The 14,642-nt window shown below is 70.6% G+C and carries 3 protein-coding genes (1 of these 3 running past the window's edge); all 3 read right to left on the bottom strand.

The genetic code is table 11. The features are described from left to right. Tightly spaced (each overlapping or abutting the next), the 3 genes in view from C8N44_RS01735 to C8N44_RS01725 form a layout consistent with a single transcriptional unit that may run on beyond the window. Positions 1–3,757: the 5' portion of a type I polyketide synthase gene (locus tag C8N44_RS01735; RefSeq protein ID WP_107974448.1), read on the bottom strand. It extends 605 nt beyond the left edge of the window; 3,757 of the gene's 4,362 nt are visible here — the first part of the coding sequence; the start codon lies at positions 3,755–3,757; the stop codon falls past the left edge of the window. After that, entirely contained in the window at positions 3,754–10,158 is a 6,405-nt protein-coding gene (locus C8N44_RS01730; RefSeq protein WP_158273981.1) for a type I polyketide synthase, read from the bottom strand. Before C8N44_RS01730 ends, C8N44_RS01735 begins: the two co-directional genes overlap by 4 nt. Further along, on the bottom strand, positions 10,155–14,642 hold the full coding sequence (locus C8N44_RS01725; RefSeq protein ID WP_158273980.1) for a type I polyketide synthase: 4,488 nt from the start codon (positions 14,640–14,642) through the stop codon (positions 10,155–10,157). The genes C8N44_RS01730 and C8N44_RS01725 overlap by 4 nt, the downstream gene beginning before the upstream one ends.

The raw sequence follows: 14,642 nt of genomic DNA, 5'->3' as shown, positions 1-14,642 counted from the left end.
ATGCGGGCGCGTCGATCAACGCAAGATCGTCCCGGCGCAGGTCGTCCTCGGAGTGCCGCCAGCCTTCGATCAGCCCGGTGGTGACGTTGAACCACGGGAAATGCGTCGTGGATTCAATCAGCACCAGCATCCCGCCGGGCCGAAGGAGGCTGCGCAGATGCCTGAGCGTCTCGGGCAGGTTGCGCACCGCGTGCACGGCATTTGAGGCGAGCACCACGTCAAAGCTGCCGGGCGCGATGCCCTGCGCGCTCGGCGCGGTCTCAAGGTCGAAGCGGGCGAATTCCAGCCCTTCGCGGTCGCGGAAGCGATCCTTGGCGCGGTCCAGGAACAGATCCGAGACATCTGTGAAGAGATAGGATGCGGGCCGCCGGGTCAGGGCGTCCAGCGTGGCGGCGGTCGTGCCGCCGGTGCCTGCACCCGCCTCGAGGATACGCAACGCGCGCCCACTGGTGTCGGCCATGGCCTCCACCGCCGCGGCCGCAAGGCCGTTCATGTAGCGCATGGTCGTCGAACGCTCGTAGAGCCCGAGCGCCAGATCGAAGTCGCCACCCGGGAAAAGCGTCTCAAGCGCGCTCGCCTCGCCCCGGATCACCGGCCCGACGAGCCCGATGCAGTGGCGCACGTAGTCCATCAGTGGGGTGTTCCCGGCGAGGGCCTTCTCGGCCTGGGCGAGGGCTTCGCCAAGATCCAGGGCATTCAGGCGGACAGGAGCGACATATGCCGCGCCGTCGCGGAAAAGATCCCCGTTGCCGACAAGCTCTTCCAGCCAACGCTCCACGAGCTGCTCGAAATCCGGCCGGGCGCGCAGGGCACCCACCACCTCGCGCAGCGTTGCCTGCGCACCCGCCTCGCCGAAGAGGCCTGCCTCCATAAACAGCGAAACCACACGCGCCCGGGTCAGCTCGCCCAGAGCTTCCCAGCCGCTTGGACAGGCGGCGGCGTCGAAGCCGAGCGGGCCGCGCTCCGCCTCGCGTGCAAGCTTTGCCGCGATCCGCGACCAGCGGGCATCGGGCGCCAGATCCGAACGCCGGCCGCCGGGACGCGCGCTCGGGTGCCAGTGGCGGCTCCGCTCAAAAGGATAGGTCGGCAGCGACACCTTCCGTGCGCCGCCAGCGGGCTGCAGCGCATCGGGATCGACGGGCGCCCCGTCCACGAAAAGCTGCCCAAGGCTCTCGGCAAGTTCTCGTCCGGGTTCGCCGTCACGGCGCAGCGACGGCAGCACGGTGGGAAGTGGGCGCCCGGAAAGCTCGGCGCACTCGGACGCCATGGTCGAGAGCACGGGATGCGGCCCGATCTCGACGAAATGAGTGATCCCCGCGTCGAGCAGGGTCGCGATCCCATCCGAGAAGCGGACCGGCTGGCGCAGGTGCTCGACCCAGTGCCGTGCCGAGGCAAGGCTCTCGGGCGCGAAGCCGCCGGTGAGGTTCGACACGAGCGGGATTTTCGGAGGAGAGTACTGAATCTGGCGCGCGGCCTCGCGGAACTCGCCCAGGATCGGATCGACCAGCGGACAATGCGCTGCAAAGGCGATCTGGAGCGGCTCGACGCGGATACCCTCGGCCCTGAGGCGGTCGAGGATGGCCTGAAGCATCGGCGCAGGTCCACTCAGCACATGGTTGCGCGGCGTGTTCAGGGCGGCGATCCCGACCCGTTCGGCACCGGCAAGCAGCGGTTCGATCGCCTCGCGCGGGGCAAAGACGCTTGCCATCATGCCGTCCTCTGCAACGCGTGCGGTCAGGCGTCCGCGGGCAACCACCAGTGCGAGCGCATCCTCGAGCGGCATCACACCCGCGATGGTCGCCGCCACGATTTCACCCAGGCTGTGACCGCAAAGCGCGTCGGGCCGCAGGCCGAAGGACATCCAGAGCCGCGCCAGCGCGTATTCGAGGGCGAATAGCGCGGGCTGCGCGATCCCCGGCGCGCGGATGAGAGAGGCGTCTTCCGCCTCGTGAAGCGCGGCGTCCAGCCCGCCGGGGATCGCGTCGCCTAGTGCGCGCGCGCAGGCGTCGATCGCCTCGCGGTAGACCGGCTGGGTCTCGTAGAGCGCGCGTCCCATGCCGGGATGCTGCGCGCCCTGGCCGGTGAAGAGAAAGGCCACCTTGGGTTTTCGGCCGGTCTGGGCAAGGCCTGAGCGCAGGCCCGCTCCCCTCTGGCCCGCCGCAAAACCCCCGAGGGTCGCAGCCAGTTCGTCAGCGTCTCGCACCGCCAGGGCCAGCCTGTGAGGCATCTTGGCCCGACCCGCGTTCGCCGTGTGGCAGATGTCGGCGATCCGTGCGTTGGAAACCGAAGCCGCAGTCGCCGTGCGCGCGGCAAGCGTCCGCAAGGCGGTGTCGGTTTTTGCCGAAAGGGTGAACAGGTGGCAGGGCAGCCCGGTCTCGGGCGCCGCCGCAGGGACCTCCGGCGCGGCGCCGAGGATCAGATGCGCATTCGTGCCGCTGAACCCGAATGAACTGACCCCGGCAATGCGTTCTGCACCTTCGGGCCAGTCCACGGGTTTGGCCGGCACGCGCAGCGACATGGCTGGCCATGCGATGTGCGGGTTTGGCCTGCCGAAGTTCAGGTGCGCGGGAATGCGTCCCGACCGCAGCGCCAGAAGCGCCTTGAGCACCCCAGCAGCCCCGGCGGCGGACTCCAGATGACCGAGGTTGGTCTTGACCGAGCCCACTACCAGCGGCGCCGCGTTCGGCCGGTCGCGCCCGTAGGCCCGCCCGAGGGCATTCAGCTCGATCGGATCGCCGAGGCTCGTACCCGTTCCGTGCGCCTCGACGTAGCCGACGTCCTCGGGGTCCACTTCGGCATCGTGCAGCGCCTCGCGGATCAGGGCCTCCTGCGCGGGTCCGTTCGGCGCGGTCAGCCCGTTGCTGCGGCCGTCCTGATTCACCGCGCTGCCCCGGATCACGCCAAGGATGCGGTCGCCACCGGCCAAGGCATCCTCGAGCCGGCGCAGCGTGAACAGAACGCAGCCTTCACCCCGGACGTAGCCATCGGCCTCGGCGTCGAAGGTCTTGCAGCGCCCGTCCGGCGCCAGCATCCCGGCGCGCGCGAAGTTCACGTGCACCTCGGGCGAAAGCATCAGGTTGACCCCGCCCGCCAGTGCCACCTCGCATTCGCCGGCGGCCAGCGACCGCCGCGCCAGGTGCAAAGCGACCAGCGACGAGGAACAGGCCGTGTCCACCGAGATGGCCGGCCCCGTGGCGCCGAGGAAATAGGCCAGCCGTCCGGCGGCCACCGAAAACGACGACCCGGATGTGAAATACGGATCGATGGCGGGAATGTCGGAAAGCAGCATTCGGCCATAGTCGCTGTTGGCCATGCCCACGAAGATGCCGAGCGCCCGGTCCGAGAAGCTGTCCGGTGCGTGGCCCGCGTCTTCGAGCGCTTCCCAGCCCACCTCCAGCAGCAGCCGCTGCTGCGGATCCATGCTGGCGGCCTCGGCGCCGGAAATGCCGAAGAACTCGGGCCCGAACTGGTCGATGTCCTCGACGAAGGCGCCGTGGTCGGCGGCCTCTCCAAGGTCCGCCGGCAGGTCCTCGCGACGCCAGCGGCCAGGCGGCACGCGGCCGACAAGGTTGCGGCCGGTTTCCAGCGCCTCTTCGAGCGCGGGCAGGTCCACGATGCCGCCGGCCAGCCGCAATCCCGCGCCGACGATCGCCACGGCGCCCGCCTCGGCACGGTGATGGGTGGCTTCTTCGAGTTCCCGTCGCAGACGGCGGATCTCGTGCAGGGCGCGCTTCATCTGGTCGGAGGCTGACGTCATCTGCGGTCCCTTCGGGCTACGGCGGTGTCGGTGCCGGAAAGGGCCAACTCGGCCTCCAGCAGGGCTTCGAGATCGGTGTCGGAAAGCCCGTCCATGTCGTCGGGCTGCGGGGCGGGCGCGGCGGCAGGCGCCGCGGCGATGCCCAGCCGGGGGGCGAGGTGTTCGGCCAGTCTTGCCGGGGTCGGATAATCGAAGAGCAGTGTCGCCGAGAGGTCGAGGCCGGTTTGCCTCACCAGCGCATTGCGCAGCTCGACGGCCATGAGCGAATCCAGCCCCACCTCTTTCAATGGCCGCCCGGGATCGAGATCGGCGGCGGAGCCAAGGCCGATGATGTCCTTCGCGGCCTCGTCGATCACGCGGCCGAGCGCTGCCAAGGCCGCGTCGCGGTCGAGCCCGGCAAGGCGGGCGCGTAGGTCCTTGCGCGGGACGGACGGTGCAGGGCGGACGGGAGAGGTCTCGGCGGGGCCCGCAAGCGCACGGAAGGGCGCAAGGTCGAGGCCCGCAGGGGCGGCCGCGACGAACCGACGCCAGTTCACTGCGGCGACCATGGCTGCAGGTGTCGCCGCGCGCAGAAGTGCCGAAACAGGTGCGAAGGCGTTGTCCGCCCCGATCCCCTTCAGTCCCCGCCGCCCCCAGGTATCCGTGCCTGCCCCGGCAAGCCGCGCAGCCATGCCGGCCCCCGTCCAGAGCCCCCAAGCCACGGCAAGGCCCGGCAGTCCCTCGCGGCGCCGGGCTTCGGCCAGCGCATCAAGCCCCGCGTTCGCGGCGGCATAGAGCGACTGACCGGGCGCGCCGAGCGTGGTTGCGGCGGCGGAATAGAGGACGAAGAAATCCAGCGGCAGGTGCCGCGTCTTCCGGTCAAGAAGCATCGCCCCACGCAGTTTGCCGCCAAAGACCTCGGCAAGGTCTTGGGACGTGCGGGTGGCCACCGGCCCGTCGCGCAGCGCACCCGCGGCATGGACGATCCCGCGCAGCGGCGGCATCTCTGCCGCGATCACGCCCAGCACCCGCGCCACGTCCTCGTCCGATCCCGCGTCGGCGCTCATCACATGCACTGTGGCACCAGCGGCCTCTATCTCGCGGATCGCGGTGCGCGCGGGCTCATCCGGTGCGCCGCGGCCCGTCAGCATCAGGTGACGCGCGCCAAGACCGGCCAGCCAGCGTGCGGTCTCCAGCCCGATCCCGCCGAGCCCGCCGGTGATCCAGTAGGTCGCATCGCCGCCAAGTTGCATGTCGGGGCGCGGGGGGACGCGCAGAACGATCTTGCCAGAATGCCGGGCCGCAGCCATCCAGTGCATCGCATCCGACGCGCGGTCGAGGCTGAAGCAGCGCGTCGGTAAGGGGTGGTAGATCCCCTCCGCAAACCCCTCAAGGATCTCGTCCAGAAGGTCGTGAAGCAGCGCCGGATCGGCCTCGATCCGAGTGCCGAGATCGTAGACGTGGTAGCGCCCCCCGGGTCGCAGCGCCGCAAAGTCGGCGTTGCTCAGAAGGTCCCGCTTGCCCAGTTCCAGGAAGCAACCGGCTTCCGCGAGGCACCGCACGCTTGCCGGAATGAAGGCTCCGGAGAGCGCGTTCAGCACGACGTCCACGCCACGTCCGTCTGTCGCGTCGGCGACCTCGGCCTCGAAATCCAGCGTGCGGGAGCTCAGCGCTAGTTCGACCCCCATGTCGCGCAGGGCCGCGCGCTTCGCGTCGCTGCCCGCCGTGGCAAAGACCCGCGCGCCGCGCGCCAGGGCGATCTGGATTGCCGCCTGTCCAACCCCGCCCATGCCCGCATGGATCAGCACGCTTTCGCCCAACTTGAGCCCGGCCAGCCGGTCGAGCCCGTAGAACGCGGTGCCGAAGGCCACGGTCAACCCGGCTGCGACATCGTCGGGAAGCGACGGGGGCATTGGCCTCAGAAGGTCGGCACGCGCCACGATCTCTTCGGCAAGCGCACCGGGCGCATAGCCGAAGACCCTCTCGCCGACCCGCAGCCCGCCAGTGTCGCCCGCCGCCTCGATGACATCACCGGCCAGTTCCACACCCAGCGGCGGCTGAAGGCCCTCCAGCATGCCCAGCGTGCCGAGCACGTCGCGGAAGTTCAGCCCGGCGGCGCGCACGGCGATGCGGACCTCTCCGGGGACGAGGGCGCGGGTAGCTGCCGGAACCAGGCGCAACGCGTCGATGCCCTGTTCCTCGGCGCGCGAGAGGGCGCGCGTGCCTTGCGGCACTTCGGGCGCAAGCTCCTCCAAAATCGGCTGAAGCCGCGCAGCGCCACGCAGCGCTACACGCGCCGGCGCCTTTTCGTCGAGAAGCACGGCGGCGAGGCGCGCGGGGTCCGGCACTTCCTCCGAGGGCTCGAGGTCCACGCTGCGGATCGCGTATTCGGGATGTTCGGTCGCCGCCGAGGCGTAGAAGCCTTGAAGGGCAGCGCCGGTGATCGAGATGTCGGAAGGCGTTGCCTCGCGTCCCGTGGCAAAGGCTGCCCGGGTCACGACGGAGAGGCTGACCGGCCCCGAGGGGCGGGACAGCAAGACTTGCAGGCGCGCAAGCGCGTCGCCGACCGCGCTGGCGGGAGCGCCCTCATCTGCCAGCGATGACAGGTCGACGATGCGTCGCGGTGCCGGCGCGGTGCAGAGCCAGTCGAGCGCCTTGGTCAGTTCCGTTCCCGCTGCTTCAGCGGCGACACACCGCGCCTCGGCCCCGAGCCGTGCGAAGTGCTTCGCCAGCGCGTCGGAGGGCGCCTGAGGGCCGACCAGGAGCAGCGCACCGCCAGTGGCCATGGGGACGGGCGCCGAAGGCAGGTCTTGCCAGATGGTCCGGTAAACCTGCGGCGCGTCGGACGCGCCCGTGTCGAGAGACGCGCGGTCGGCCTTGGCAAAGCGCAGGCCCGCCAGCTCGGCCAGAACCCGTCCCGACGCGTCACGGAAAGTCACGTCTGCGGTCAGGCTTCCGTCACGCGCTTGGCCAGAGAGGGTGGCCCGTGCGCAGAGCTCCCCCTCGGGCGCCGTGCCGGAAAGGGTGACGCGTCCGGCTCCGACGGGCAGCCAGGTCTCGTCACCGGTCGCCGCAAGGACAGCCAGCTGAACGCCGGCGTCCACCGCAGCGGGGTGCAGCAGGTAGCCCTCCGCTTCCCGAAGCCGGATGCGCCCCGTCGCGATGCCGTCGCGGGCGCGGACCTCCGATAGCAGGCGGAAGGACGGCCCGAACTCCGCCCCCGCTGCCGCGAAGCGCGCGTCGACCCGCGCGGGCGTCACAGCATCTGACGCATCCAGCTCCCGTGTCTCCGGAGTCCCATCGGCCCCGGAAGTGCTTCGAGCAACGATCAGGCCCTCGGCAATGGTTCGCGCCGGGTTGCCCTCTGTCCCGGGCACCACGAGCTTCAGCCGCCAGTCTTCGCCGTCCGACCGTGCGATGACCTGCCAGCGCAGCGCTGCCGTACCGGCCTCGGGCAGGGGCAGGGGCGCGAGCATGGCGAACTCGCAAAGGCTGCTCTCGGGCCCGGCAACGTGTCTCGCGGCACTGGCCAGAAGCTCCATGGCGGCGGTTCCCGGCAGGATGGCCTGGCCGAAGATCCGGTGATCTTGCAGCCACTCCGCACCGTCCGCCGGCCCCCCTTCGAATACCACGATGTCGTCGGCCGCGATGGGCAGCCGCGCCCCCAGCAGCGGATGCCCGGTGTCACGCCCTTCGGTGGTCGACACAGGCTCGCGCACCTGCCGCCAGTGGCGCTCTTCCTGCCAGGGATAGCGGGGAAGTGAGGTGACCTTGCCCGATACGGGAAGCACCGCGGCCCAGTCGGGGTCGTGACCGCTCTCGTAAAGCAGTGCCGTGGTCTCGGCGAGCGTCGCGGCGGCGGGCTGGCCTCGGCGCAGGCTCGGCAGGATCGGGGCGGAGGTAATCCCGGCATCCTCTAGGCAGGTCGCGACCGAGGCGCCGAGCACAGGGTGGGGCCCGATCTCGACAAAGGCCATGTCGCCGTCCCGCGCCAACTTGCCGAGCGCCTCGGCAAAGCGGACCGTGCCGCGGATGCCGCGTGCGAAGTGACGGGCGCCGGCCTTGTCGATCTCCGACCCCGTCACCGTCGACAGCACACGCACGCCGCGCGGGGCGGAGCATTCGATCACGCCGAGCGCCTCGACAAGCCGCGCGTCGAAGCCTTCCATCTGCCCGCTGTGAAAGGCGTAGCGCACCGGCAGCCGCCGATAGTCGATGCCGCGCGCATCAAGTTCGGCCAGCGCCGCCTCCAGCGCGTCGGTCGGGCCGGAGAGCACGGTTTCACCCGGCGCGTTGACCGCGCCGATGCTCAGTTCGGGCGCGTGCCCGGCAATCAGGACCTCTGCCGCGTTGGCGTCGAGCGGGACCGAGGCCATGCCGCCGGTGCCTTCGGCGTCCTGCATGATCCGTCCGCGATGGCAGGCGATCCGCAGTGCCTCGTCCAGCGACAGCATCCCGGCGGCCTGAAGGGTGGCCACCTCGCCGATGCTGTGTCCGACCACGCTGTCGGGCGCAAATCCGCGCCGCTGCAGAAGGTCGGCAAGGCCGGTCTGCAGCGCGACCAGCGCAGGCTGCGCAATCGCCGTTTCCCCCAGCCGGCTTTCGACCTCGGGGCGCGCCAGCTCTTCCAGCAGCGACCAGCCGGTGATGGCGCGGATCGCGGAATCGCAAAGGTCGAGATGCCGGGCAAAGCCTGCGTCCGAGGCGGCAAGATCCTGCGCCATCTCGGCGTGCTGCGGTCCCTGACCGCAGAAGACGAGGCACAGCTTCCGGGCGGCCGCTTTCGGTGATCCTTCGGCGATGCGACGCGCCAGACGCGCAGCCAGATTCTCGCGGCTCACACCCGTCACGGCCAGCCTTTGCTCGTGATGGCTGCGCCGCGTGGCGGCGGTGAAGCAGAGATCGGCGAGCGGTGGGGCAGGGGTGGCGAGCACCTCCTGCCAGCGCTGGGCGAGCTCGGTCAGGGCCTCGGGCGAACGCGCCGAGATCGGCAGCGTCCAGATCGCTCCCGCGGGCTCGTCAGCCGCCACGCCGCCCACCTTGGGCGCGGCCTCGAGCACGACATGCGCGTTGGTGCCGCCGACGCCGAAAGAGCTGACCCCGGCGGCAGGCGCGCCCTGGGTCTGCGGCAGTGGCTGCCTGCGGTCGGCGATCTTCAGACGTGTGCCCGAGAGCGAGATATGCGGGTTGAGCTTCGTGAAGTTGGGCTGCGCGGGAACCTCGCGCCGGTCGAGCACGAGCGCCGCCTTGATGATCCCCATGATCCCCGCCGCGGCCTCGAGATGGCCGATGTTGGCCTTGACCGCGCCCAGCAGGCAGTCCGGCCGTCCGGGTGCGCTGCGACCCACGCTTGCGGCAATCGCATCGACCTCGATCGGATCGCCAAGCGCGGTGCCCGTCCCATGCGTCTCGATATATGCGAGGTCGTCCACGCTGATCTGAGCGGCGGCCACGGCCTCGCGGATCAGCGCGGCCTGCGCCTGGCCGTTCGGCGCGGCCAGCAGCGTCGACTCGCCATCCTGGTTGACTGCCGAGCCGCGGATCACGGCCCAGATCCGGTCGCGGTCGGCGACAGCATCCGAAAGGCGTTTCAGCACGATCACTCCCGCGCCCTCGCCACGTCCGAACCCGTCCGCGCCCGCGTCGAAGGTCTTGCACCGCCCGTCCGGGGCCAGGAACCCGAGCCGCGACATGGCCACCATGAGCTCCGGCGCGATCATGACCGAGGCCCCGCCGGCCAGGGCAATATCGCTTTCGCCGGTGCGCAGGCTCTGGCAGGCCATGTGGACCGACACCAGCGAGGCCGAACAGGCCGTATCGACCGAGATGCTCGGGCCCCGCAGATCGAAGAGATAGGACAGCCGGTTGGCCAGAACGCTGTGCAGCGTGCCGGTCAGGGTGCGCAGGTCCATCGCCTCGGGGTCGCGGTAAAGCATCTGCGCGTAGTCGTTGTGATAGCTCGCCGCGAAGACCCCCGTCCGCGTCTGCCGCAGGTCCTCGAACCGCAGGCCGGCATCCTCGAGCGCCTCTGTCGCCACTTCGAGGAACAGCCGCTGCTGCGGGTCCATCTGCTCGGCCTCGCGTGCGGGGATGCCGAAGTAGTCGGCGTCGAACCCGTCGATCCGGTCGAGGAAGGAAGCCCCCGCGGCCACGCTCTTGCCGGTGGCGTCCGGGCCTTCGCCATGCCAGCGCGCCGCATCCCAGCGGTCGGCAGGCACCGGCGAGACCGCCTCGCGTTCGTCCAGCAGGAAGGACCAGAAGCTCTCGGGCGTCGTGGCGCCGCCGGGAACGCGGCAGCCCATCCCGACAATCGCGATCGGGTCCGCGGCCAGCGTGCTGCCCGCCTGTTCGCGTGCCTTGCGGGCCATTAGCGCCAGCTTGATCGCCGAAACGCGGCCCATTGTGTCTTGGTGCCCGGTCACAGCGCGCCCCCCATCAGCGCTTCAAGCGCCTCTTCGTCGGACATCTCGGCTAGCTCGGCGAGGCCGCGCGACAGGTCGTCCGTCTGATCGCTCTTGGCGGCAGTGCGGCCCGGGGAGGTGGCCTCGGGCGCGTCATCGGCAAGGTGCCCGATCAGGGCGCGGGCGGTCGGGTAGCTCCAGGCGAGCGTCGCCGATAGCGGTCGCCCGACGGATTTTTCCAGCGCATTGCGCAGCTCAATCGCCATGAGCGAGTTCAGCCCGAGATGCCCCAGCGGCCGGTCGAGATCGGGCAGCGTAGTGCCGAGCGACAGCACACGGGCGATGGCCTCGGGCACGAAACGCTCTGCGGCCGCGCGCCGTTCGGGCCCGGACAGATCGGCGAAGGCCGGGCCGGTGGACGCGGTGCGGCCCTCCTGCGGGATGAGCCCCGAGAAAAGCTGCAAGGGGCGCCCGGCGCGTTCCGCGGCATAGCGCGGCCAGTCCATGCGGACGCAGGACACCGTCGCGCCGAAATCGCGCGACAGCAGGTGCCCGAGCAGCGCATCGCCCTCCGCGGCCTCGAGCGACAGCTCGCCCCGCGCCTCGAACTCGTCGGCCACGTGGTCGAGCCGCGCGCGACCAAGACCCTTCCAGGGCCCCCAGGCCACGCTCAGCGCGTGTTGCCCACGGGCGCGCCGGTCTGCGGCCAACGCGTCGAGCCCGCAGTTGGCCGCAGCATATCCGGCAAGCCCCTGGTGGGGCAGGAAGGTCATGGTCGATGAGTAGAGCATTAAGAGATCGAGCTCAGGGAACAGGCGATCAAGCACCGCAGCGCCCGTCAGCTTGGCTTCGATGGACCGCGCGAAGTCTGTCTGCTCCGTATCGAGGGCCAGCCGGGTGTCGTAGCCTGTTGCAAGGTGGACGACACCGGCAATCGCAGGGCGCATCTCGTCGTCGCGGACGGCAAGCCATGCGGACATGGCTTCCGCGTCCGCCACATCCACGGCGTCGGTTTCGACCGTGGCGCCCGCCGCTTCGAGCGCCAGCACCCCAGAAATCCGCGCGCCGGTCTCGGGGTGCCCTGCCGCCTGCCGCCATTCGGCGCGCGGCGGAAGCGGACGGCGCGACAGCAGCACGATGTGCCGGGCCCCCGCCCGCACGAGGGTCGACGCCGCCCGCAGCCCGAGCGCACTCAGACCGCCGGTTACGAGGTAGGCACCATCCGTCCGCAGCGAAAAGCCGGTACGCAGCGCGGGCATGCCCCGCATCGCGTGCAGCCGTGGCCGGAACCAGGTCTGACCGCGCAGCGCGGTCTCGGGCTCGGGATCGGAGGACAGCGCCCGCGCCGTGATCAACCCTGCGCTTGCCGCCAGCGGCAAGGCCGGGTCGGCATCCACCATGCGGATCGCCAGTTCCGGGTGCTCTTCCGCCACCACGCGGGCCGCGCCGATCAGCGGGGCCTGTCCCGTTGCGATGGCGTCTTGCCCGTCGCCGGTCAGGACGGCGCCCTGTGTGACGAAGACCAGCCGCAGGCCCGACATGGCGCCCTGTTTCAACGCCTGCAAAATCTGCACCGGCAGGAACCCGGCATCGGCCTCCGGCGCGATGACAATCACCCCGGCGGTCTGCGTCTCGGCAAGCACTTTCGGCGCCTCGCCAAGCGTCGCACAGCACGCGCCGGGCAGCGCTGCGGCAATCGCCTCGCATGCAGCTATATCCGCACCAATCACGATCCAGTCGCCTGCGACCTCCGCGCCAGCGGGGGCGGGCGCCGCTTCCCAGCGGATTTCGTGCAGAAGGGCGCGCGTCTCCTCTGGCAGTTGCGGGACTGTGCCAGCCGCCGAGCGCGGGCGCAGTTCCGCCGCCTCGTGCCAATGCCGTTCGCGCTGCCAGGGGTACAGCGGCAGCGGCACCTCGCCGGCAGGCGTGGGCGCGTAGGCCGACCAGTCCACCTCGACGCCCGCGACCCAGAGCCCCGCGATGGACTCGGCGATCACCTCCTCGGCGGGGCGGTCGCGCCGCTCACTGGCGGCAAGAACGGCGGACAAGTCCCGCGCGTCGAGGATCTGTTCGATCGAGGTCAGCAAAACGGGGTTCGGGCCAAGCTCCACAAAGGCGGCGGGCCCCTCGTCGAGCGCGGCGCCCACGGCATCGGTGAAACGCACCGGATCGCAAAGGTTGCGCGCCCAGTAGCCCGCCTCGAGCGACTGTCCGTCCGCCGGACGCCCCGTCACCGTGGAATACATCGGCAGAGTCGCGGCTTGCGGCGCGATGCCCTGCAGGGCCGCGCTCAGCGCACCGCTCAGAGCCGCCATCTGCGGCCCGTGAGAGGCCACGTCCACGCGGATCCTGCGCCGGAAGATGCCGTCCTTTTCGAGATCGCAGAGCAGTTTTTCGAGCGCCCCCGTCTCGCCGGAGACCACGCTTGTGCGGGGGCTGTTGTAGGCGCCCACGCAAAGCGCCCCGGCGTGCGGTGCAAGGCACTGCTCCAGCGCGTCGCCCACAAGCTCGACCAGCGCCATGCCGCCCTGGCCGCTCGTCCGTGCCATCAGGGCGCTGCGGTTCACCACGACGCGCATGGCATCCGAAACGCTCAGCCGGCCCGACACCGCCGCTGCCGCGACCTCCCCCATGCTGTGGCCGACGACGCCCGCAGGCTGCAGGCCGAGCGCAGACCAGAGCCGGGCGTAGCCGATTGCCAGCGCGGTAAGCGTCGGCTGGATCACGTCGATCCGGTCGAGCCGCCAGCCGGGTGCGCCCTTGTCTAGGGCGATCTGCTCCGTCAGCGACCAGTCGACGAGATCCGCCAGCGCCTGTTCGCACTCCGTTATGGCGTCGCGGAACACGCTTTCGCGCTCCAGCAGGCGACGCGCCATGCCGGTCCACTGTCCGCCCTGTCCCGGTGCCACCATGATGACGCAGGGCGCCCCCCGCGTCGGGGCCCGCCCCGTGATCGCAGCCGCGCCGCCTTCGCCGAAGGTCCTCAGCGCCGCGACAAGGCGCGCCCGGTCCGACCCGGCAAAGGCCGCCCGGAAGCCGAGCGCGCTGCGCCGGCTCGCAGCCGCCGCGCAGTAGCCGGCTAGGGATGTGTCCGCCAGCGCCTCGATCCGCTCCGCGTGGCGCAGCGCCAAGGCGCGCAAGGCCGCGTCGCTGTCGGCGGAAATCGGCAGCACCGGCACGCGCAAATGTCGATCGGATGCCGGTTCCTTCGCAGGCATGGGGGCGTTCTGGACAACGATATGCGCGTTTGACCCCGCGATGCCGAACCCGCTGACGCCCGCGATGCGCCGCTCATCCGTCCAGTCGACCCGGGACGCCGCGACCTCGACGGGCTCCGACGCCCAATCGAAGGCCGGGGTCGGCGTCTCGAAGTTCAGGCTCGCCGGGATCGTGCCCGTCTTGGCGGCCATCACAGCCTTGATCAGCCCCGCGATCCCCGCCGCACCCTCGGCATGGCCGATGTTGGTCTTGACCGACCCCACCCGCAGCGGCGTCGCCCGTCCGGGACCCAGCACCGCGGCCAGCGCCGCCAGCTCCTCGGGGTCACCCGTCCGCGTCCCGGTGCCATGTGCCTCGACGTAGCCCACCTCCGACGGCACGACGCCGGCATCGGCCACCGCCGCTGCGATCAGCGCCTGTTGGCCCGCGCGGCTGGGGCGGCCGAAGCTGCCGCTGGTGTCGCCGTCGTTGTTGATGGCGCTGCCGCGGATGACCGCATGAATGCGGTCGCCATCCTCAAGCGCCCGGTCGAGACGCTTCAGCAGGAGCATTCCCGCGCCCTCGCTGCGGACATAGCCGTCGGCGCCCGCGTCGCAGAACTTGCACCGCCCGTCTGGCGCCATCATGCCCGCCCCGGAATAGGCCACGGTGATATGCGGGTTGAGGATGACGTTCACACCGCCCGCAAAAGCCATGTCGCATTCGCCGGAGCGCAGCGACTGCACGGCCAGGTGAACCGCCGTCAGGGAAGAGGCGCAGGCCGTGTCGAGCGTCAGGCTCGGCCCCTGCAGGTTCAGCAGATGCGACAGCCGCCCCGCTGTGGTGTAGCGCCCGCTGCCGACCGTCATCTCGAAGTCCGAAATCTCGGGGTCGGCCAGAAGCCGGCTCTCGAAATCAGAAAGCCACTGGCCGACGTAGACCCCGATCCGGCGGCCCGACAGCCGCGCGGCCGGAAGCCCGCCATCCTCCATGGCTTCCCACCCGGTTTCCAGGATCAGCCGCTGTTGCGGATCCATTCGCGCGGCCTCGCGCGGGGAAACGTGGAAGAAGCCCGCGTCGAATTGGTCGATCGAGTCGAGATAGCCGCCGTATCGAGAGGTGATGCGGCTCGCGCTTTCGTCGTAGAGCCGGTCCACATCCATTCGGTCCGACGGAATCGTGCCGACGGCAGTCCGGCCCTCTGTCAGGAGATCCCAGAATGCGGCGGGCGTCGCGGCCGCGCCGGGAAACCGGCAGGCCATGCCGATGATCGCCACCGATCGGGATGGATCTGTCCGAAGGCTCAC

The sequence above is a fragment of the Allosediminivita pacifica genome (genome assembly GCF_003054175.1).
Lineage (GTDB): Bacteria > Pseudomonadota > Alphaproteobacteria > Rhodobacterales > Rhodobacteraceae > Allosediminivita > Allosediminivita pacifica.
This window is presented reverse-complemented; position numbering and strand designations above follow the sequence as displayed.